This is a genomic window from Bacillus sp. SRB_331 (assembly GCF_003264175.1).
In the GTDB taxonomy this organism is placed as follows: domain Bacteria; phylum Bacillota; class Bacilli; order Bacillales; family Bacillaceae_G; genus Bacillus_A; species Bacillus_A mycoides.
In genome coordinates this window covers 369,944-391,799 of the sequence record NZ_NADV01000011.1, presented here as the reverse complement: position 1 = coordinate 391,799, position 21,856 = coordinate 369,944, and the positions used below count along the sequence as shown (strand labels likewise).

22 protein-coding genes, 1 pseudogene and 1 other annotated feature (1 of these 24 only partly in view) are annotated in these 21,856 nt (G+C 37.3%); of the genes and pseudogenes, 4 read left to right on the top strand and 19 right to left on the bottom strand.

The genetic code is table 11. The features are described 5' to 3' along the window. Positions 1 to 159: a binding site (T-box leader), on the bottom strand; it reaches 72 nt to the left of the window's first position. Positions 160 to 213: 54 nt separating this feature from the next. The 9 genes from B5P42_RS31970 to B5P42_RS10585 form a co-directional block, all read right to left on the bottom strand. Continuing rightward, positions 214 to 390, bottom strand: coding sequence for a hypothetical protein (locus B5P42_RS31970; RefSeq protein WP_002015300.1), 177 nt, complete (start codon positions 388 to 390; stop codon positions 214 to 216). Positions 391 to 472: 82 nt separating this feature from the next. Beyond that, positions 473 to 805, bottom strand: a complete 333-nt coding sequence (locus B5P42_RS10620) for a YrdB family protein (protein ID WP_002143224.1) — start codon at positions 803 to 805, stop codon at positions 473 to 475. Between the two features lie 116 nt (positions 806 to 921). Then, positions 922 to 1,362 carry a D-tyrosyl-tRNA(Tyr) deacylase gene (locus B5P42_RS10615; protein ID WP_002015302.1) on the bottom strand — a complete coding sequence of 147 codons (441 nt, stop codon included), beginning with the start codon at positions 1,360 to 1,362 and terminating at the stop codon, positions 922 to 924. 17 nt (positions 1,363 to 1,379) lie between these two features. Continuing rightward, complete coding sequence (gene relA / locus B5P42_RS10610) at positions 1,380 to 3,563, bottom strand: GTP diphosphokinase (protein ID WP_002015304.1); 2,184 nt, start codon at positions 3,561 to 3,563, stop codon at positions 1,380 to 1,382. A gap of 211 nt (positions 3,564 to 3,774) precedes the next feature. Next, the gene (locus B5P42_RS10605) at positions 3,775 to 4,287 is read right to left on the bottom strand and encodes an adenine phosphoribosyltransferase (protein WP_002015305.1); all 513 of its coding nucleotides are present in this window, start codon (positions 4,285 to 4,287) and stop codon (positions 3,775 to 3,777) included. A gap of 65 nt (positions 4,288 to 4,352) precedes the next feature. Next, entirely contained in the window at positions 4,353 to 6,674 is a 2,322-nt protein-coding gene (recJ, locus tag B5P42_RS10600) for a single-stranded-DNA-specific exonuclease RecJ (protein ID WP_002015306.1), read from the bottom strand. 101 nt (positions 6,675 to 6,775) lie between these two features. After that, positions 6,776 to 7,669: a cation diffusion facilitator family transporter gene (locus B5P42_RS10595; RefSeq protein ID WP_113734176.1), complete on the bottom strand. Its 894-nt coding sequence runs from the start codon at positions 7,667 to 7,669 to the stop codon at positions 6,776 to 6,778. A gap of 307 nt (positions 7,670 to 7,976) precedes the next feature. After that, a complete protein-coding gene (gene secDF, locus B5P42_RS10590) occupies positions 7,977 to 10,241 on the bottom strand; it encodes a protein translocase subunit SecDF (RefSeq protein WP_113734175.1) in 2,265 nt (754 codons plus the stop codon). A 282-nt stretch (positions 10,242 to 10,523) separates the two neighbouring features. Then, on the bottom strand, positions 10,524 to 10,808 hold the full coding sequence (locus B5P42_RS10585) for a post-transcriptional regulator (protein ID WP_002112000.1): 285 nt from the start codon (positions 10,806 to 10,808) through the stop codon (positions 10,524 to 10,526). A gap of 186 nt (positions 10,809 to 10,994) precedes the next feature. On the opposite strand from B5P42_RS10585, the gene spoVB reads away from it, so the two are divergent. After that, positions 10,995 to 12,554 carry a stage V sporulation protein B gene (spoVB, locus tag B5P42_RS10580; RefSeq protein WP_002145619.1) on the top strand — a complete coding sequence of 520 codons (1,560 nt, stop codon included), beginning with the start codon at positions 10,995 to 10,997 and terminating at the stop codon, positions 12,552 to 12,554. A 29-nt stretch (positions 12,555 to 12,583) separates the two neighbouring features. On the opposite strand, the gene B5P42_RS10575 is transcribed toward spoVB, so the two are convergent. Continuing rightward, positions 12,584 to 13,240 (bottom strand): DUF421 domain-containing protein, encoded by a 657-nt coding sequence (locus B5P42_RS10575; RefSeq protein ID WP_113734174.1) that lies wholly within the window; start codon positions 13,238 to 13,240, stop codon positions 12,584 to 12,586. Positions 13,241 to 13,343: 103 nt separating this feature from the next. Between B5P42_RS10575 and B5P42_RS10570 the strand changes: the two genes are divergently transcribed. After that, positions 13,344 to 13,727 carry a TIGR04086 family membrane protein gene (locus B5P42_RS10570; RefSeq protein WP_002165041.1) on the top strand — a complete coding sequence of 128 codons (384 nt, stop codon included), beginning with the start codon at positions 13,344 to 13,346 and terminating at the stop codon, positions 13,725 to 13,727. A gap of 37 nt (positions 13,728 to 13,764) precedes the next feature. Here the strand turns inward: B5P42_RS10570 and yajC are convergent, their stop codons facing one another. Genes yajC through ruvA form a run of 6 tightly spaced genes read right to left on the bottom strand, consistent with a single transcriptional unit; the run spans position 13,765 to position 18,098 of the window. After that, the gene (gene yajC / locus B5P42_RS10565; RefSeq protein ID WP_002034132.1) at positions 13,765 to 14,025 is read right to left on the bottom strand and encodes a preprotein translocase subunit YajC; all 261 of its coding nucleotides are present in this window, start codon (positions 14,023 to 14,025) and stop codon (positions 13,765 to 13,767) included. Positions 14,026 to 14,052: 27 nt separating this feature from the next. Continuing rightward, positions 14,053 to 15,192, bottom strand: coding sequence for a tRNA guanosine(34) transglycosylase Tgt (gene tgt / locus B5P42_RS10560; RefSeq protein ID WP_002015319.1), 1,140 nt, complete (start codon positions 15,190 to 15,192; stop codon positions 14,053 to 14,055). Between the two features lie 12 nt (positions 15,193 to 15,204). Further along, on the bottom strand, positions 15,205 to 16,257 hold the full coding sequence (queA, locus tag B5P42_RS10555) for a tRNA preQ1(34) S-adenosylmethionine ribosyltransferase-isomerase QueA (RefSeq protein WP_002167633.1): 1,053 nt from the start codon (positions 16,255 to 16,257) through the stop codon (positions 15,205 to 15,207). A gap of 19 nt (positions 16,258 to 16,276) precedes the next feature. Further along, entirely contained in the window at positions 16,277 to 16,477 is a 201-nt protein-coding gene (locus B5P42_RS10550; RefSeq protein ID WP_000138161.1) for a DUF2905 domain-containing protein, read from the bottom strand. Then, positions 16,474 to 17,475: a Holliday junction branch migration DNA helicase RuvB gene (gene ruvB / locus B5P42_RS10545; protein WP_000344470.1), complete on the bottom strand. Its 1,002-nt coding sequence runs from the start codon at positions 17,473 to 17,475 to the stop codon at positions 16,474 to 16,476. The genes B5P42_RS10550 and ruvB overlap by 4 nt, the downstream gene beginning before the upstream one ends. Before the next feature lie 5 nt (positions 17,476 to 17,480). Then, positions 17,481 to 18,098 (bottom strand): Holliday junction DNA helicase RuvA, encoded by a 618-nt coding sequence (gene ruvA / locus B5P42_RS10540; protein ID WP_002088786.1) that lies wholly within the window; start codon positions 18,096 to 18,098, stop codon positions 17,481 to 17,483. 189 nt (positions 18,099 to 18,287) lie between these two features. Between ruvA and B5P42_RS10535 the strand changes: the two genes are divergently transcribed. Further along, positions 18,288 to 19,232, top strand: a complete 945-nt coding sequence (locus tag B5P42_RS10535) for an iron-hydroxamate ABC transporter substrate-binding protein (RefSeq protein WP_113734173.1) — start codon at positions 18,288 to 18,290, stop codon at positions 19,230 to 19,232. A gap of 12 nt (positions 19,233 to 19,244) precedes the next feature. Here B5P42_RS10535 and B5P42_RS10530 read toward each other — a convergent pair whose 3' ends face one another. Beyond that, positions 19,245 to 19,760: a BofC C-terminal domain-containing protein gene (locus B5P42_RS10530; RefSeq protein WP_113734172.1), complete on the bottom strand. Its 516-nt coding sequence runs from the start codon at positions 19,758 to 19,760 to the stop codon at positions 19,245 to 19,247. A 433-nt stretch (positions 19,761 to 20,193) separates the two neighbouring features. Here B5P42_RS10530 and B5P42_RS10525 point away from each other — a divergent pair, with 433 nt between their 5' ends. Next, the gene (locus B5P42_RS10525; RefSeq protein WP_113734171.1) at positions 20,194 to 20,628 is read left to right on the top strand and encodes a branched-chain amino acid ABC transporter substrate-binding protein; all 435 of its coding nucleotides are present in this window, start codon (positions 20,194 to 20,196) and stop codon (positions 20,626 to 20,628) included. A 32-nt stretch (positions 20,629 to 20,660) separates the two neighbouring features. Here B5P42_RS10525 and B5P42_RS10520 read toward each other — a convergent pair whose 3' ends face one another. Continuing rightward, entirely contained in the window at positions 20,661 to 21,305 is a 645-nt protein-coding gene (locus tag B5P42_RS10520; protein WP_113734170.1) for a YhcN/YlaJ family sporulation lipoprotein, read from the bottom strand. Between the two features lie 179 nt (positions 21,306 to 21,484). Next, positions 21,485 to 21,856: pseudogene (locus B5P42_RS10515) on the bottom strand (spore coat protein); the annotation flags it as partial.

Here is a 21,856-nt window from a genome sequence, read left to right as displayed (position 1 = left end):
GCTTAAATTTGCGTTCATCTCTACTAAGCGTATAAGCCTTTCAAGTTGAAACCTACAGAGTGTCATTCAATCAGTCATCATGTAGAAATGTTTTCAGCCTAGGACATTCCTTCTCTTTCCATGTGTATCTCATTTACTCTCCTCTATCAACGGCTATATTCATATGTAAATATAAAATTACTATACGTTTGTTGAGTAGGATTGTCAAGTGCTCTAAGAGCGCTCAATTTGCTTCTTTAGGCGCTTTACATCTTGTAGTGAAATTCCAAACTCAGAAGCAAGCTCCATTGAAGTATTGTTTTGTTCTTTTGAAATAAAATCATGTAAATTTACGTTAAACAGTTGATTTGCACCATTTGTAACAGAATGCCCTTTTTCATTCATACGCATACGTATATCCCTCACATTCAATATGGTTGTTTTACTTTTTATTGTTCCATATTGATGAGATAGTTATACATAGCTGAAACAGTTATTGATTCCAAATAAACATAAGAATGCGATTAACAATAATAACGGTAGCCAATCCACTCGCAAGTAAAGGGTGCTTCAAATGATACAACGCTGCAACACCTACTCCAAACACGATAATTTCTAACAATACATGCAATATACCACGCACTTCCCACTCTGCGTATGGAGCTCCAAATAACCCCCATATGACAGCAACAACAATCGGAAGACTAATAGCCAGTGTAATTTTTACAACAGGTACTTCTCCTATTCGAAACCCCCAGTATCCAACAATCCCAAGAATGCATAACTCCAGCATAAAACGTAAAGCTATATTGAATTCTTGAAGCATGCTACACCTTCTTTTCCTTTTATTCCTCTTCAAATTAAATCCTATTGTAACTAAACAAAACATACCACAATGTATGAAAAAAGAGAGGACCTATAATCCTCTCTTCCCCGGCAACACTATTTACTTTCTACAATTAAGGTCACCGGACCATCATTGATTAAAGAAACGTCCATCATTGCTCCGAACTGTCCTGTCTCCACATGCAGTCCTTGTTTACGAACTTCTTCATTAAAGAAATCATATAAATGTTCTGCATAATCAGGTTTCGCAGCATCCATAAAGTTTGGACGTCTTCCCTTGCGGCAATCTCCGTATAATGTAAATTGCGAAATAGATAGAACTTGTCCCTTCATATCAAGTACAGAGTGGTTCATCTTTCCGCTCTCATCTTCAAAAATACGTAGGTTTGCAATTTTTTCTGCGATATAAGTTGCATCTTTTTCTGTATCTTCATGCGTAATGCCAACTAGTAATGTTAAACCGAATGGAATTTGTCCTACAATCTCGCCATCTACTGTGACAGACGCTTCCTTTGATCGTTGTAAAACAACTCTCATCTTTTCTACACTCCCTATTAATGCATCATGCGTCGTACGGCATAAATTTCTGGAACACGTTTAATGCGCTCTACTACTTTTTTCAAGTGTTGTAAGTTTCGAATAGAAATCGACATGTTAATCGTTGCCATCTTATTACGATCACTTCTACCAGAAACAGCTGAGATATACGTCTTCGTTTCTGTAACAGCTTGTAATACTTCATTCAATAAACCACGACGATCATAGCCTGAAATTTCAATATCAACATTGTACTCAATTTCTTTTTCAGGACTACCTTCCCAATCTACTTCTAGTAAACGCTCCACCGCTTCTTCTGTATGCACATTGACGCAATCGCAACGGTGAATTGATACGCCTCGACCTTTCGTAATATACCCAACGATATCATCACCTGGAACTGGGTTACAGCATTTTGATAAACGAATTAACAAATTATCTGCACCACTTACCTTTACACCAGAATCCCATTTTCGAATTTTCATCGGTTTACGAACTTCTTTAACTTCAACGATGTCTTCTTCTTCACGTTGTTTACGGAACTTGTCCGTTAGTCGCGTAACAATTTGCGCTGCTGTAATTCCGTTATATCCAACTGCTGCAAACATATCTTCTTCATTTGCAAAGTTAAACTTCTCAGCGACACGTTTTAAATTATCAAGCGCTAATACTTCTTTCATCTCATACTCTAAGCCACGCACTTCTTTTTCAACAAGTTCACGGCCTTTTTCAATATTTTCATCTCTACGTTGTTTCTTAAAGAATTGACGTATTTTATTTTTCGCATGAGATGTTTGAGCAAGCTTTACCCAATCTTGACTTGGACCATACGAATGTTTCGATGTTAAAATTTCAATGATGTCACCAGTTTTCAACTTATAATCAAGCGTCACCATTTTCCCATTTACTTTTGCACCAATTGTCTTGTTTCCAATTTCCGAATGGACACGATACGAAAAATCAATTGGAACAGAGCCAAGTGGTAATTCCATTACATCGCCTTTTGGTGTAAAGACGAATACCATGTCAGAGAATAAATCAATTTTTAATGACTCCATAAATTCTTCTGCATTAGAAGCTTCATTTTGCCATTCTAATATTTGACGGAACCAAGTTAGTTTCTTCTCTAATGTACCCGTTGTTTCTGCTGCTTTACCTTCTTTATACGCCCAATGTGCCGCGATACCGAATTCTGCAATTTCGTGCATTTCTTTCGTACGAATTTGCACTTCTAGCGGATCACCTTTCGGTCCAATTACAGTTGTATGAAGAGATTGATATAGATTTGCTTTCGGCATTGCAATATAATCTTTAAAACGACCTGGCATTGGTTTCCAGCACGTATGAATAATTCCAAGCACCGCATAGCAATCTTTAATACTATTCACAACGACACGTACAGCTAGTAAATCGTAAATTTCATTGAATTGTTTATTTTGCAATGCCATTTTACGATAAATACTGTAAATATGTTTTGGTCTTCCAGAAATCTCAGGTTGAATTGAAACCTCTTTTAATTTCTCGCGAATGCCAGTCATTACTTCATCTAAATATTCTTCACGCTCTGCACGTTTACGCTTCATTAAATTCACAATACGATAATATTGCTGCGGGTTTAAATAGCGAAGTGACGTATCCTCTAACTCCCATTTAATAGTACTAATTCCGAGTCTATGTGCTAAAGGTGCAAAGATTTCTAACGTTTCATTCGCAATGCGACGCTGCTTCTCTTGAGGCAAATGTTTCAATGTACGCATGTTATGAAGACGATCAGCTAGTTTAATTAAAATAACTCGAATATCTTGAGCCATTGCGATAAACATTTTGCGATGGTTTTCTGCTTGTTGCTGCTCATGGGATTTATATTTAATCTTTCCAAGCTTTGTAACACCATCGACAAGCATAGCGATTTCTTTATTAAATTCCCGTTCAATGTCTTCTAATGTAATTTCTGTATCTTCCACTACATCATGTAAGAAACCTGCCGATACTGTAGCCGGATCCATGTGTAAATCAACTAAAATACCTGCAACTTGAATTGGGTGAATAATATATGGTTCACCCGATTTTCTATATTGTTCGCTATGTGCATCACGCGCATATTCATAGGCACGTGCCACTAGCTCAATATCTCCATCCGCTAAATATTGACTTGCTTTCTCGAGTACCTGTTCAGCTGTTAGTACTTGCTCATTTGCCATCGAATCACCTTTTATTGAAAATTGACTTTATCTTTATTGAATAGAATAAATTATATTCTATCATTATAACCCAATGATTGTGAATTGTGAAAAGGAAAAGATTTTACTGACATTTCACCATATTTTTTTGTGCAATTATACAAAAGTACCCGCTCCTCTCCAAGAGATTCACGGGTACTTTTTTATCACCGTAGTTTCACCTATATAATGATTAGTATTTTTCTAATACTAATACATCGTAACCATCTAACATTTTACGACCATCTAAGTAAGTAAGCTCTACTAAAAATGCAATTCCTGCTACAACTCCACCAAGTTCTTCAACTAGTTTAATTGTCGCTTCGATTGTTCCACCTGTAGCTAATAAGTCATCTGTAATTAATACACGTTGGCCTGGCTTAATTGCATCTTTATGGATTGTTAAAACATCCGTTCCATATTCTTTACCGTAGTCAACTGTAATTACTTCACGTGGTAATTTCCCTAATTTACGAACTGGTGCGAAACCTACTTCTAATGCATAAGAAACTGGGCAACCAATAATAAAACCACGCGCTTCTGGTCCTACTACAACATCAATGTCTCTTTTATTTGCATACTCAACGATTGCATCTGTTGCTGCTTTATATGCTTTTCCGTCGTTCATTAAAGGTGTAATGTCTTTAAACACAATACCTTCTTTCGGATAATCTGGTACAATTGCGATATGTTGCTTGAAATCCATATTTCTGAATCCTCCTCAGATATAAAAGATTTGTAAATACAAATCCTTTACCCTAACTGTTCTACTTATTTATGATCACGAATCGTTTCAAACCATGTATATAGTTGCTGATATGTGCTATAAACCAATTCTTTCTCTAATTGTAAGTGGTTCATTTTCTCACGATATGTGTTCGATTCAATTAAATCACGCTTTTGTTTTTTGTCTGCCATAAAAATGACACCGTCTTTTATTGTAACAAATTCTAACTCAAAAAACACCTGTGTCATGAAATTTACTGTATCTTTTGACCAACCTTTATGACGACACAGTTGTTCCCCATATTGTCTTAAAGAAAATGGTGTTTTTTGGCTTAAGAAAGAATAGTACCATTTAAAATGTTCCCTCGTTGGGACCGTACTAAATAAATGATTATTCTCTTGATAAAATAGTGTGTAAATTCGAGCTGGGAATCCAGCCTTAAATACATCACCTAATTCATCTGTTCCTTTCGGCAAATCAAGTAGCACAATGTATTGATCATCAAAATGAGCTACCTCTGATGCATGCACGAGCTGTTCTTTATAGCCTTCTAAAGAAAATTTATTCAATACCTCTTCAGAAAAATACACCATTGTTATTTTTTCTTTCGGAAGTTCTGCTAAATTTGCTTCTACATTACGCATACTACGCCAGTCAAATAATTGCCATGCCTCTACAGCAATATCTTGCACCATTAATTGCGGCTTTTTAAAGTTATTCCATTCATTAATGGACACTTCTCCTACTACAGAAACCTTCGCAACTGGAGAGATTTCTTTCGCATAAGTACCAAATCCAAATCCAATCGTGTCCAGTGTTGCTTGTCCATCACGAAGAGCCATTTTTAAATGCGAACCATCAGATCCAATTGCACGGATACTTTCTAAGTCGGCATCTTTCACCGCAATACGCGGTTTCGGATTTCCTACGCCAAATGGCGCTAACTTTTGCATATCCTCAATCGCGGCAAGCGTTACATCCTCTACTTTACAAAATGCATCCACTGCTGTAATCGGAATAAAATCTTCTGCTGTTAAAATTACATCTGCTTGCTCATTTAACCTGCGTCTTAATTCATCCACATCATTCATATTAAGCGTCATTCCCGCTGCCATCGGATGACCTCCGAAATGCGGTAACAATTCACGGCAATCTGAAAGGTTTGCAAACAAATCAAATCCTGCAATACTACGAGCCGATCCCTTTGCTGTTTCTTTATGAGGATCAATGCTTAATACAATCGTTGGACGATAAAAACGTTCAACTAACTTAGAAGCGACAATTCCAATTACCCCTGGATTCCAACCTTCTTTTGCAAGGACTAATACTTTATTTTCTTCTGGCGGGAAATTATTTTCGACTTCAGCGATAGCTTCTTCAGTAATTTGCTTTACAATATCTTTTCGAAGTTTGTTCAGCTCATCAATTTCTTCAGCTAGCTCTTTCGCTTCCTCTGGATCTTCTGATAATAAAAGGTGTACAGCAGGTGTTGCATCTTCCAAACGACCAACTGCATTAATACGAGGTGCGAGTGCGAACCCGATGCTTTCTTCTGTAATTTCGCTTTGCGAAACGTTAGCAACTTTAAATAACGCCTTTAAACCGATATTCCGAGTCATTCGCATATGCTTCAGTCCACGCTGTACTAACAATCTATTTTCACCGTGAAGCGATACTAAATCGGCTACCGTACCGATTACTGCAATTTCCAACAAATGCTCTGGCACACGGCCCAAAAGTGCATGTGCAACTTTAAATGCAACACCAACACCCGCTAAATAATGAAACGGATAAACACCGCCTTCTAATTTCGGGTGAATAATCGCAAGTGCCTCTGGTAATTCTGGTGGTGGCTCATGATGATCTGTAATAATAAGATCTATTCCAAGTTCCTTCGCTACCTTCGCTTCATGTACCGCTGCGATACCAGTATCGACAGTAATAATTAGTGAGAACCCTGCACTGTGCGCCCAACGAAACGCTTCTTCATTTGGCCCATAGCCTTCAGTAAAACGATTTGGAATATAAAACTCTACTTCTGCACCTAATTCTTTGAGAGCAAGATATAACACAGTCGTACTACTTACTCCGTCCGCATCATAATCGCCAAATATTAATATTTGTTCTCCATTTTCAATAGCTTTTTTCACACGTTCTACAGTCCGATCCATTCCTTCAAGTAAAAATGGATCATGAAATTCTTGATCTGCTGTATTTAAAAAGTCTACAATCTTATCTTCTGTATTTAAGCCTCTGCCGAGAAATAATGAAGTCACAAGAGGTGATAGTTGCAATTTATTTGCTAATTCACTCACTAGTTCCTCATTATATTCTTTTTCTTTCCAACGCGTCTTCGGTTGTAACACGAAATCACCCCTTAACCTATCCATTATACAAGACAGATTAAGGAGTGACAATATAATGCAAACTACGATTCGATATCTATATAATTAAATATCCGTTATGTTTAATTTGGAGAATACGGATTAATATGTACAAAAACATTTTGTACGTTATCTTGTTTCATAAGTGTTTCTTTTACATGTTTTCCAATGCGATGACCTTCTTCTACAGTGATATATGGATCTACAGATATTTTAATATCAACAATAACATAGTGGCCATGTTCCCTTGCATATAAAGAGCCGATTTTTTTCACACCTTCCACTTGAAAAACTGCCTCCCTAAGCGGAACAACATCTTCTTCATGCAGAACATGATCGAGCGTTGCATGAATAGCTTCTGCTCCAATACTCCACGCCATCTTAGCAACGAGAATTGAGACAAATAATCCTGCAATTGGATCGGCATATACAAGCCAATCTATACCTAACTTACCACCGATAATAGCTGCACAAATGCCGATTAAAGCTGCAATTGAAGAAAACACATCCGAACGGTGCTCATATGCATTTGCAATAATTGCATCACTATTTATCCTCTTCCCTAATCGATATTTATACTGAAACATCCCTTCTTTCACTACAATCGAAAGAATAACTGCAAAAATCGTAATTCCTTTTGGTGGTTCTAAATCTTGTGAAAAAGCTTTTATAGACGAAATCGCTATCTCTATTCCAACAATAAATAATAATACCGCAACAATAATCGCTGAAATCGATTCCGCTTTACCATGACCATACGGATGATCTTCATCAGGCGGTTGCTTTGCCGCTCGTAATCCAAAAAGTACAGCTAACGAGCCAATTACATCTGATCCAGAATGCACCGCATCCGCTAAAAGTGCCTTACTGTTTCCAATATAACCAATTACCGCTTTTACAATCGCTAATATAATATTACCAACGATTCCGACAATAGCACCAAACTCGGCCTGTTTAAAACGTTCATCTTTTTCCATAATTGAAATCCCTTCTTTTCTTAACCTATCTTTTTATCCCGCTATTTGCGGGCAGTAAGCCCCCCACCTCAAAATCCGGCAAATACAAGGAAGTTAGGTGGGAGATCAACTGCCCGTAAAAGCCCGATTGGTGAGGGCTAATAATAAGTGGGGATGAACAAAACCCCCACTTATTAAAGTTTCACTTTATTTTAACAAAATCAGCAATAACATCACCACTTTATTCCATTTCATTCTTTCAAAAGTTGCTATCTTATTGTATCCACAAACGAAAAAAGAGATGCCTCATAATGAGACATCATCTTTTTTATACTTGCGGTTCAGGTTCTTCTTTCTCAACCTTCTTCTTGTTTTTGCCCTTTTTCAAACGGCGGTTTTCAAGCATTAACCAAATTTGAGAAGCAACGAAAATAGAAGAGTACGTACCTACAACTAATCCAATTAATAATGCAAGTGAGAAGTTACGCAGTGATTCACTACCAAAAATAAGTAGTGCGATTACTGGGAATAACACTGTTAACACTGTATTAATTGAACGACCAATTGTTTGACGAATACTTGAGTTTACGATTTCTTCTAGGTCTTTTATGTCACGAACTCGTTTTTTCTGTTTGTATAACTCACGGTTTCTATCAAACGTAACGATTGAGTCATTGATAGAGTAACCAATAATCGTTAATACCGCAGCGATAAACGTTAAGTCTACCTCTATTTGGAAAAGACTAAACATAACAATCATAACGAATGCATCATGTAATAATGCGATTACTGCAGATACTGCGTACGTAAGACGGAAACGAATACTTACGTATAAAACGATTACTGCAGAAGCAATTAGTACTGCGATAAATGCATTTCGTGCAATCTCTTTACCGATTGTCGGCGAAACTGTACTTACATTTGGATCTGTACCATATTTATCGTGGAAGAATGTTTTTGTTTTCGCAATTTCATCTTTCGATAGAACACCTACTGTACGAACTGCGAAACCTTTATTGTCATCTCCGGTCGGTACAATATCTTCTTCCTTCACATCGATGTTCAATTCTTTTAAATCTTTATGAACATTAGAAACAGTAGTTGCTTGTTTTGATTGCAAGTCGATACGTGTACCACTTGCAAAGTCAATACCAAGATTCATTTTGAAAATCGGTAATATAATTGCCCCAGCAATTACAACTACAATTGAGAATAAGAAGAATTTATGACCGATATTTACGAAGTTAATACGATCAAATCTCGTCGGTGGATGTACTACACCTTTTGTTAATGGAATAATATCTTTTTCCTTAACACCAAAGTAAGATAGTTTCTTATCAAAGTAACGGCTCTTTACAAGTAAACCTAGTAAGAAACGAGTACCGAATACGTTCGTAATGAAACCAACTAAAATACTTACGATTAAACTTGTTGCGAATCCTTTTACAGAGCTATTACCGTAAGCGAATAATACACCAGCTGCTGCAATTGTTGTAATGTTCGCATCTAAAATTGTCGATAATGAACGATGGTTACCAGCACGGAATGCTGACATCATCGACTTACCAATTTTAAGCTCTTCCTTCAATCTCTCGTACGTAATGATATTCGCATCAACTGCGATACCAACCCCGAGCACTAATGCCGCAATACCCGGTAACGTAAGAACTGCATGCATCCAGTTAAAGACAAGTAATGTAACGAAAATGTATAAACCTAACATAATAACCGCTACAAGTCCTGGTAAACGGTAGAATACAAGCATGAATAAGAAGATAATAGCAATACCAATCGCACTAGCGAAAATCGTTTGCTCTAATGCTTGTTGACCAAATTTCGCTCCAACAGATGTTGAATACATTTCTTTTAAATCAACAGGAAGTGCACCTGCATTTAATAAAGATGAAAGTTCTTTCGCACTTTCAACTGTAAAGTTTCCACCTACGATAGATACTTCAGCTTGGTTAAATACTTGGCTTACTGTTGCTGCTGATAAAAACTTCGGATTCGGTTTTGCAGCTTCTGCTTTATATGAATCTTTTCCTTCTTCAAAATCAAGCCAAATTACCATTAAATTCGTTGGTGGTGGCATTTTTGAAATCTTTTCAGTTACTTCACGGAATTTTTCAGCGCTTTTTAGTGTAAGACCTACGCTCGCACGGCCTTGCTCATCAAATGTTTGCTTCGCTCCGCCGCCTTTTAAATCCGTTCCGTCCATAAGCAGGTTATCATCCACATCACGGAATGTTAGCTTCGCTTGTGTTGATAACATTTCACGTGCTTTTTGCTGATCTTGTACACCAGCAAGCTGTACACGAATTCGATCTTCCCCTTCGATTTGAATGTTCGGCTCACTTACACCAAGAACATTGACACGATTTTCAAGAGCACCTACTGTACTTACAAGTGCATCACGATCGATTTTATCACCTTTTTTGGCTGGTTTTACTTCATACAGAATTTCAAAACCACCGCGAAGGTCTAGTCCTAGACTAATTCCTTTTGCTATGTCTTTTCCTGCCGCACCAATTACTCCACCAATTAATAAAACGATGAGGAAAAAGGCGGCAATTCTTGTACCACGCTTTGCCATATGTACCCTCTTTCTGCTACTAACACTTTCAATAAATCTCTTACGATTCATTTTCGCACGTGTGCATACGCCTAGTTAGTAGACTTACTTTCTATAAAATACATGTATTTCCGCTAGTTCATCACTAGCTGTGTCGGTAAGATTTTCACAATACCTACACTATTCATTATTTATTTTTCCTCTTCACTACCTCCTTTATATATAATCTTAGACATAATTAATTCCTCTTTATCAATACCTATCATTATACTGCAAAAGGAAGAACAAACCAATTACAGTCGGTTATTTATTTTCATATTCATCAAACGACCAAAGTGGCGCTTGATATGCTTCAACAGTTAAATAATTCATATATTCATTAGTACTTACTCTTAATACATCATTTACTAATTCATATAACCTAACATCACTATCTATCTTTTTCCACTTTTTCGCCTTGAGAAACTTCCAAATATCATTATCTGTCACTCGGTCGTAACCGAACATTTGAAACTCTTCTACTTTACTTTCTAAAACGACTTGTAACTGTCCGCGGTATGATTCTACCAAAGCCTCTTTATCCAACATATATAACATCTCCTTCTTATTTCAGCACGAAAAGTCGCTTTTAATCCCGCTCTAATGGACAGTAATAACTTCTTTCAAGAGTACCATTCATACTTCACTCTCTTAAATGCTTGTCATTCTTGTCTCATACGTGCATATAAATTATTGTAAATCATTCCATTGATTTTGAGAAGGTAGGAGAAGAGTATGACGAGACAAAGCTTTTTAAAAGGCGCATTTATTTTAATGATAGCCGGTTTTATTACAAAAATCCTTGGATTTATTAACCGCATTGTAATGGCACGTATTTTAGGCGAAGAAGGCGTTGGCCTTTATATGATGGCTGTCCCCACCTTCATTTTAGCAATTACATTAACACAAATTGGCCTTCCTGTTGCAATCGCAAAATTTGTAGCAGAAGCGGAAGCAGTGAACGATAAACAAAGAGTTAAAAAAATATTAACTGTCTCGCTAGCCGTTACATCCATTATTAGCATCATTTTAACAATTGGGATTATGCTACTCACACCTATTTTAGCAAAAACATTATTAACAGATGAAAGAACTTACTATCCATTAATGGCTATTTTACCTGTCGTCCCTGTTATTGCAGTTTCTTCCGTTTTACGTGGTTATTTCCAAGGGAAACAAAACATGAAGCCAAGCGCTTACGCTCAAGTCATAGAACAAGTTGTCCGCATTACAATTATTGCTGTATGCATTCGGTTATTTTTACCTTACGGCGTAGAATATGCTGCAGCCGGTGCCATGCTATCAGCTGTTCTTGGCGAAGTTGCATCTTTATTATTTTTACTTACCTTATTCCAACGCGAAAAACATTTATCTATACGCTCTGGATTTTTCACTACTGTAAAGGAGAGCAAAAATACATTTTATTCCCTTATGGACATTGCTTTACCAACTACAGGAAGCCGCTTAATTGGTTCCGTTTCTTATTTCTTTGAACCTATCGTCGTTATGCAAAGCTTAGCGATCGCCGGCGTTGCTGCTTCTGTCGCAACTCAGCAATACGGTATATTAAACGGATATGCGTTCCCGCTTCTATCACTGCCAGCCTTTATTACATATGCTCTTTCTACAGCACTCGTCCCATCAATTAGCGAGGCAATGGCAAAGAGACAACACAAATTAGTAGAACACCGATTACAACAAGCACTTCGAATTTCCTTAATAACCGGCGGATGGTCAGTCGTTATATTATATGTATTTGCTTCTCCAGTTTTAACTCTCATGTACGGATCAGACAACGCGGCCGCGTTCATCCAGCTTCTTGCACCTTGCTTTTTATTTCATTATTTTCAAAGCCCCCTTACATCTGTGTTGCAAGCTTTAAACTTAGCACGCGCTGCTATGATGAACACATTTATTGGCGCTATCGTAAAATTAATCGTTATCTTTGCACTCGCTTCACGCCCAGAGTTCCAAATGATGGGGGTTGCCCTGGCCATCGCAGCAAATATAGTAACCGTAACATTCCTTCACTACGCCACTGTTTTAAAGAAAATTGCATTTACCATTTATGCAAAAGACTATATTTTCGGCGGAATTGCTATCGGGATTGCTGGTACCTTCGGTTTTTATCTTCATAAGTATATCGTTTTTTCTCATTCACTTGGCATACAAACATTATGGGAAATCACTTTAACAACAATCGTTTATATCGTTCTCCTCTTCGTTTTCAAACTCATTCGAAAAGAAGAATTAAGTCGTCTCCCTATCATTCGGAAACTTTCATTTTTGAAGTAAGCGGGCTTGCCATTCAAAATGGTAAGCCTCTAATTTTCTTTCAAATCAACAAAAAATTGTCCATTTTGAAAACTACAATATACAATCTGTTTCACATCTTTATAACCTATGTTATTCAGTTTCTCAACGAGCCACCCATCTGTATGTTCGATCATTTGCAAATGATTGTATTGAATTTCTCCATCAATAATTAATGGGAGTGTAAAAATTGGTGTATCATTTTTGCTCTTTTTACTTTTTTGTTTTTGAAAGACAGATAACTTTCCAGATGGTTCTAAAATAGCGTATTCTACATCACGCACATCTCCGATTCCTTGCTCACGTAGTTGCATCAATAAATCATCTATGTTATATCGCTGCTTCCGCATCTTTTTTTCATCAATTTTACCTGCATTCACAAGAATCGCAGGCTCCCCTTCTATTAAATGCCGAAAACGCTGAAACTTTAAAGAAATGACCGACAAAATGATTTGTATACACATAAGAAAAGTCATTGGAACTAATTGATGCCAAAGTGATTTATCTGTATTTTCAATTGCCACTACAGCCATTTCACCGAGCATAATGAATACAACCAAATCTAATACACTTAATTCTCCAATTTCACGTTTACCCATAAGACGAAAAATAATTAAAATGATTATATACAAAAGCATTGTTCGTCCGATTATTGATACCCATTCCATTTCTACATCCCCTTTTTTTACTTATAGGCTCCCCTACAAAAAAGAAACTAGTCTAACTTAAACAAAATGAAAATATGCTTGTATTAAAAAGGGGGAATGCATAATGGATGGAACGAAAAAATTATCGAGCGCAATCGGCTTCGGTATTATTACCCTATTAATCCTCGCATCTATTACAAGTATGATCATGGCTCTTTTATTAAAATTTACGAATATTAATGAAGGGACATTAGTAATTATTATTTTTATAATAGCCCTTCTATCTATGCTTATGTCTGGATTTATTGCTGGTAAAAAGGCACAAGGAAAAGGATGGCTAGTAGGTTTCACAACAGGCCTTACATTCGCTCTTCTCGTCTTTCTCGTTAACTATTTAGGCTTCTCTCAAACTTTATCGAACTCACAGTTACTCTACCAATTAGCATTAATGGGTGCGAGTACACTCGGAGGTATTTTCGGTGTAAATATGTCAAAACAAAATAGTTAAAAAAAGGCCCTGCACATTTCATGCAGGGCCTTCATCATTAGTTTTTCACAACTTCACGAATCGCATTGCGATCGAAAGTTAAGTGTGAACCACCAGATTTAACAACAATTTTCGTTTCATCCACTGATTCGATTGTAGCGTGTAAACCACCGATTGTTACGATAGCATCACCTTTTTTGATTTCATTTTGCATTTGAGCAACTGCTTTTTGACGCTTTTGTTGCGGGCGAATTAATAAGAAATAGAAAATCGCAAACATCGCAACAATCATAACGATATTCATCATACCTGCATTCATCTTGTGTTCCTCCTTTTAAATTATGTATTAGAAGTTTTTAGCATTCGGTTTATTAAAGCCATACTGTTCAAAGAACTCTTCGCGGAAATCGCCAAGACGGTCTTCACGAATAGCTTGTCTCACCTGCTCCATTAAGTTTAACAGAAAATGAAGGTTGTGATAAGACGTTAAACGAATTCCGAACGTTTCATCACATTTCATTAAGTGACGAATGTACGCACGAGAATAGTTTTTACATGTGTAGCAATCACAGTTCGGATCAAGCGGCCCGAAGTCTCTAGCGAATTTCGCGTTTTTCACAACTAAGCGGCCTTCACTTGTCATACATGTACCATTTCGAGCGATACGAGTTGGAAGTACACAGTCAAACATATCAACACCGCGAATCGCACCATCAATTAACGAGTCAGGAGAACCTACACCCATTAAGTAACGTGGTTTATCATCAGGAAGAAGTGGTGTTGTAAACTCAAGAACACGATTCATAATATCCTTCGGTTCCCCAACAGATAGACCGCCTATAGCATAGCCAGGGAAGTCCATTGAAACAAGATCTTTCGCACTTTGACGACGAAGTTCTTCAAACTCCCCGCCCTGCACAATACCGAATAAACCTTGATCTTGTGGACGTTCATGCGCCTTTAGGCAACGCTCTGCCCAGCGGCTTGTACGCTCTACAGACTTTTTCATGTATTCAAAAGTAGCAGGGAACGGTGGACACTCATCAAATGCCATCATGATATCTGAACCTAATGCATTTTGGATTTCCATCGCTTTTTCTGGAGATAAGAATAATTTATCGCCATTTAAGTGATTGCGGAAATGAACGCCTTCCTCTTCAATGCGTCGGAAATCACTTAAGCTAAATACTTGGAATCCACCTGAATCCGTTAAGATTGCACGATCCCAGTTCATAAACTTATGCAAGCCACCTGCTTCACGAATAATTTCGTGGCCTGGACGTAGCCATAAATGATACGTATTGCTTAAAATAATGCCAGAATCCATTGCTTTTAATTCTTCTGGTGACATTGTTTTAACTGTTGCAAGTGTACCAACTGGCATAAATGTCGGTGTATCAAATGAGCCGTGTGGCGTGTGCACTCGACCTAAACGCGCACCCGTTTGTTTACAAGTTTTAATAAATTCATAACGAATTGCTGTCATAATTTACTCCTTTTATTTGTTTCTCATTTTAGCGTGAGATGCAACGAACATCGCATCACCGAAACTAAAGAAACGATATTTTTCTTTTACTGCTTCATTATAAGCATGAAGTACATTATCTCTATTTGAAAATGCACTTACAAGCATAATTAATGTTGATTTCGGCAAATGGAAGTTTGTAATTAAACCATCAATTGCTTTAAATTCATATCCTGGGTACATAAAAATATCTGTCCAGCCAGAAGCTGCGCAAAGCTTACCACTATTATCTGTCGCAATCGTTTCTAACGTACGAGTTGATGTCGTACCTACAGTAATAATACGGCCGCCATTCTCTTTCACGCGGTTTAATAACGCCGCAGTCTCTTCAGACATATGGTAATACTCTGCGTGCATATGATGCTCTTCAATAGTATCTGCAGAAACTGGTCTAAAAGTTCCAAGTCCTACATGGAGTGTAATGAATGCTAACCCGACGCCTTTTTGCTTCAATTTCTCGAGTAACTCTTCTGTAAAGTGAAGGCCAGCCGTCGGTGCTGCTGCTGAACCGATTTCCTTCGCATATACCGTTTGATAACGATCGCGATCTTCTAGCGTCTCTTTAATATATGGAGGAAGTGGCATTTCTCCAAGCTCGTCTAAAATTTCATAAAAGATGCCGTCATATGAAAACTCAAGTTGACGCCCACCTTGATCTGCTGTTCCAATGCAAGTTGCTTTTAACTTTCCTTCACCAAAAGAGATGACAGTTCCTTCTTTTACACGCTTCGCTGGCTTTATAAGCGTTTCCCACTTATCGCCTTCCTCTTGTTTCAAAAGAAGCACTTCAATGTGTGCACCTGTATCTTCTTTCACACCGTGCAAGCGAGCTGGCATCACTTTCGTTTCATTTAAAACTAAGCAATCCCCCTCTTGTAAGTAAGAAAGAATGTCTGTAAAATGTTTATGCTCAATATCTCCTGTTTCACGGTCTAACACCATCAATCTTGATGTTTCACGCTCTTCAAGCGGAATTTGTGCAATGAGTTCTTCTGGTAAATGAAAATCAAACAGATTAATATCCATAACTGTATCCACCTATTTCTTATTTGAATCGATTTATTATATACATAATGAAAGATAATGCAATACTTAACACAATACATGTAATGATAGGAAAATAAAAGGTAACGTTACCTTTTTTCACAAAAATATCGCCTGGAAGCCTTCCTATGAACTTCCAAGCTAATCCAACAACAATGAGCAAAATACCAGCTGTAATAAGCAGCTTTGGCATCTCCGTCATACTTTGGGCATCTCCATTCCGAAATGCTCATATGCGAGCGGTGTTACGATCCGGCCTCTTGGCGTTCTTTGTAAAAAGCCAATTTGTAATAAATACGGCTCATACACATCTTCAATCGTATGAGATTCTTCCCCAATCGTTGCTGAAACAGTTTCTAATCCAACTGGACCACCGCGGAACTTTTCAATAATACCAAGCAGTAATTTATGGTCGATATGATCAAGTCCTAATTTATCTACTTGTAATAGTTCTAACGCCATTTGTGTAATTTCCATCGCAATCGTTCCGTCACTGCGAACTTGTGCGAAGTCACGTACACGTCGTAATAGACGATTCGCAATACGAGGTGTACCACGGGCACGTCTTGCAATTTCTAATGCAGCTAACGAATCTATTTCAACTTCAAACACTTCTGCTGTACGTTCTACAATCGCAGAAAGCTGATCTACTGTATAGTACTCTAATCGTGAAAGTACACCGAAACGGTCACGAAGTGGTGCTGATAATGCACCTGCACGCGTCGTTGCCCCAACTAGCGTAAATGGAGGTAAATCTAGACGTACAGAGCGAGCTGACGGTCCTTTCCCAATAACGATATCAAGGCAAAAGTCTTCCATCGCTGGGTATAGCACTTCTTCAATAGATCTATGCAAACGATGAATTTCATCAATAAATAATACATCCCCAGGCTGAAGTGCTGTTAATACAGCCGCTAAATCTCCTGGTCTTTCAATTGCGGGACCTGATGTCGTTCGAATGTTAACACCCATTTCATTGGCAATAATATTCGCAAGCGTCGTTTTACCAAGTCCAGGTGGGCCATATAAAAGTACGTGATCTAACGTTTCTTCACGCATTTTCGCCGCTTCAATAAACACTTCTAAATTATGTTTCGCTTTATCTTGGCCAATGTACTGACGGAGCGTCTGTGGCCGTAATGAATACTCTAAATCCGCATCTTCGTATCCAGATTCCCCTGAAAGGAGACGTTCGTCCATTATACTCACCTCTTACCATTTAGTAAAAGACTAAGTGCCTTTTTAATATATTGATCCGTCGTTAGTGATTCTTTTAATAACTCTGGTACAACGCGAGAGACTTCTCGTTCTGCATAGCCAAGTGCACGCAGTGCTTCCAGTGCTTCATCAAGTTCAACTGATGAACCTTTCTTCGTATCAAAACTTTCAGTATCTGAGAACAAATCAACAAACGCATCTGGTACAACATCTGCTAGTTTTCCTTTTAAATCTAAAATCATTTGGCGCGCTGTTTTCTTTCCGACGCCTGGGAACTTCACTAAGAACTTCTCATCTTCATGTTCAATCGCTTGAACGACCTGTCCGGTTTGACCAGAAGCTAAAATTGCAAGAGCACCTTTTGGTCCAATCCCCGATACACCTAACAATTTTGTAAATAATAAACGCTCTTCACGTGTTTTAAACCCGTAAAGTGCCATAATATCTTCTCTCACATAATGATATGTATAGACACGGATTTCTTGCTTACTTCTTTGAAATACATACGGATTTGGTGTGAAAATTTGATAACCAATTCCATTATGGTCAATTACGACATATTCCGGTCCTACATACTCCACGTAACCTGTAACATATTCAAACAAAATACGATCTCTCCCTCTCAAATCATGTATTCCATTTTAACATATTTAACAATAGAAAAGCGAGACTGCCCCAACAAACGTTCCCCGTTTACAATTTCCGTTTTTTTCTATTGACATAAATACAAAAAGAACATTAATATACAGAAGTCGATAATGATTATCAATATTAATTAAAGGGGTTACATCAGGATGAAACAAAAGCTATTTATTTTATTTACTATTATGCTAGTTGTTCTTTCTATCGTTGGCTGTTCTTCTCAAAAAGAAGAAGCAAACGCAAAAGAACAACCGAAAACAAAAGTTGTAAAACATGCTAAAGGGGACGCAACAATTCCAGCTAATCCAAAGAGAATTGTGGATTTATCTGGATCAACAGAAGAATTATTACTTCTTGGTCATAAACCTGTCGGTACAGCAAACACATATAAAGATAAAATCCAAAATCATTTAACTGAAAAGTTAGACGGAGTAAAAGCAGTTGGCTGGTATTGGGCACCTAAAGTTGATTTAGAGGCTGTTACCGCTCTAAAACCAGACTTAATTATTTTAAACAATCGTCAATTGAAAATTTATGATCAACTAGAAAAAGTGGCACCGACAGTTGTTCTAGAAACAAATCTAGAAGACTGGCGCGGTAAGTTTAAAGAAGTAGGTAAACTATTTGGCGAAGAAAAGAAAGCCGAAAAATGGATTGCAGACTACGATAAAAAAGCAGACTCTTTATCTAAAAAAATTAAAGAAAAAACAAAAGATGAGAACTTTATGTTCGTTGCAGTAACACCACAAAACTTCCGTGTATACGGTAGCTTCGGATATGGTGACATACTCTTTAACGATTTAAAGCTTCCAGCAACAAAAGGTACAGATTTAAAACAAACGATGGCTCAAGTATCACTAGAAGGTCTTGTTGCATTTCAGCCTGATCAAATGTTTATTGTAAACTTCGGCGGTGAAGCTGATAAAGTTTATGAAGACTATAAAAACAGCGCTGTTTGGAAAGATAATAAAGCAGTAAAAAATAATCACATATATGAAGTATCGAACGAAGCATTCAATACGAAAGCATTCAACCCAATCGGAAAAGATATGCTAATTGATGAAATCGCAAAAGAGATTTTAGCTAAGAATAAATAAGAAAAAAGCAGCTCACCCTGAGCTGCTTTTTTTCTTATTTTGCACTGCGTACTGCTTCATTTTTTCGATGGTCTTCACAAAACCTTCTTTTGATTTTATACGAATACCACGTTTCAATTCCGCACGCTCATAACTTTCAAGCTTTTTCATATCAATTTGAAAGAAGGAATGGATCGCGTTATCACTTTTCGGTATCCCTTTGAAAATTTGCAATATCCCTTCCTCTGAAACACCAAAATAACCGCTCGTTTTCAGTAAAGGAGAAATATCATCAACTTTCCTTTGTAATACGATTTGCACATCATCACGATCAACAAGTTGCCATTCTTTATATTGCTGCAAAAACTTTTCTAAATCCGCTACTTTTTCTGTCAGTATTTCCTCACTTACTTCTCCATCAACATACATGCGCTCTAATAAAATTGTAACTTCAGGTTCTTTTTCTACTACTTCTGCCCTCACATCGGATCCATAAGCTAAGCAAAACATCACAACGAAAGCTTGCACTGCAATTAGCATCCATTTCATTTCCGTTCACCTCTTCTAGGCAAAATCATACTTTCATTTGTAGCTTTTCCGGAAATGGGGGTTTTATCCATATAAACAATAGCATTAAATTTCTAAGGAAAATAAAAAATGCAGATAAGGGTTAATCCTCATCTGCATGTATCATTTACTTTTATATAAAATGAAAGACGCCTGCAAAGCAGGCGTCTGATGCGTTTACGGCGAAAGACCAGGCGACCACATTCGCTTGTTTAGCACTTAAGCATATCTCTCGACTTACGTAAATTAGCTCATCGCTTTGCTAATATAACATTAACAAGGTAGAAGCGCAATATATTTCTAAATATATTTTTCTCCCTCTTTCAACCAATTGAAATTTATGTAAATTATAAATCGATTAATGTAATATATATGTTACAATTAATGCTATAAATATAAACAGGGGATGAATGCCTTGAAAAAAATTAAAGATGAACGCCTCATACTTCAAACGTTAAAAAACATACGTATTGCCTTTCTTTTTCAATCAATTGGTATAATCGGAATTTTAGGTTATATCGGATTCACAGAAGGAATGGATCAAATTACGAAATCTCCATTGTGGTTATTATTTATTCTTACAAGTATTGTACTTAGTTATTTACAGTTAAGCGTTTCTATCGATGTAGAAGAAAGCGAAAAGGAAATAAAGTTAACTCCTTATTACAAAATTATTTTACGCTCTCTTATTGTAGGAATTATCATGGCTATTATTTATATCATTTTCAGTCCAGAAAGACCTCTATTTGAAGCTATTTTAACAGGTGGTATTCTCTTCATATGCTTTTTAGCGTCTTACTCCGTTAGTTATTTTATAACAAAACGCCGTTTACAAGACGACGATGAATAAAGAGGAAGGGCTAGCCCTTCCTCTTTAATTTGTTATCGCATAGTACCAGTCAGACCGTAACGAATATCTCGGAACATATTTGTTATGTCACGATTAAAATCGTTTGTAACTGTACCGTTACGTAGACGCGTACTCATTGCATCAACACGAGTAAACATGTCATTTCTTACAGAAACATAAACATTTCTATTTCCAACTTCATTCGCAACAGCTTGACGAATTTCGTTTGCCATTGCTGTTTCATCTGTCGCCGAATTACGTGGCTTTACCGCAATCGCTACATCGTTTCCATATACAACTGTAGAAACGCGGTCTACGTTATTCATACGTTTTACACGATTCGTAATTTTCTCCGCAGTTTTACCATCATTGTTAATGTATGAATTGTTCATTGTAATATTACGAGTTGGGTATGGATTAGCAATTTGCCCATTATAATTTACATCACGATAATAGTTGGATCCTGCGTCATTACGACCGTTTCTATATGTTACATAATCTGTAGAACGATCGTTACGCGTTACATTATCATTATATCGGTGTGTGTCATTATAAGATGTACGCTCGTAATTAGAGTTACGTCCATCCATCGCATTCTTATCTTTTGGTGTACCACATGCAGCTAATGCACTGGTAACTAACAAAGAAGCAGCAATAACTTTTACTTTCGTATTCAATATAAAAACCCCCCTTGTTAGAATGAACTTCTCTTTCGAAAAGCTCCCCCTTATGATGAGTAACAGAGAGGTTTTTTACACTGTTAATATTTCACTAGGAATTTTCTAGCACTTAATGTAAATTCACCATATTCCTGACCATCACGAATACAAAAAAGGCGGGAATAACCCCACCTTTTTTAAACTTCCTCTTCATCCTCTTCTTCTGAAACTGGTTCTCCAAATACATTTGGTGGATCTGGCTGATAATACATCGTTCCTGGCTGCGGTGCATATGCTGGCTGAGTTGGTTGATAATATAAAGGATTGGCGTATTGTGGTCCACCCGGTTGCGGACTATATAACCTACTCTCTCCTCCGCATCCACAATCTTCTTCCCCTTGCACGAGTGGCGGCATATTATTATCCATTGGCATCATATTTGGGTTTGGCATAGAAGTATATTGCGGCGCCATTTGTTGATACGGCATTTGATTGTATGGATTTTGTTGCTGATACGGCGGATATGGTGGCATCATTGGCTGTTGATATGGCATCATGTTTGGCATTTG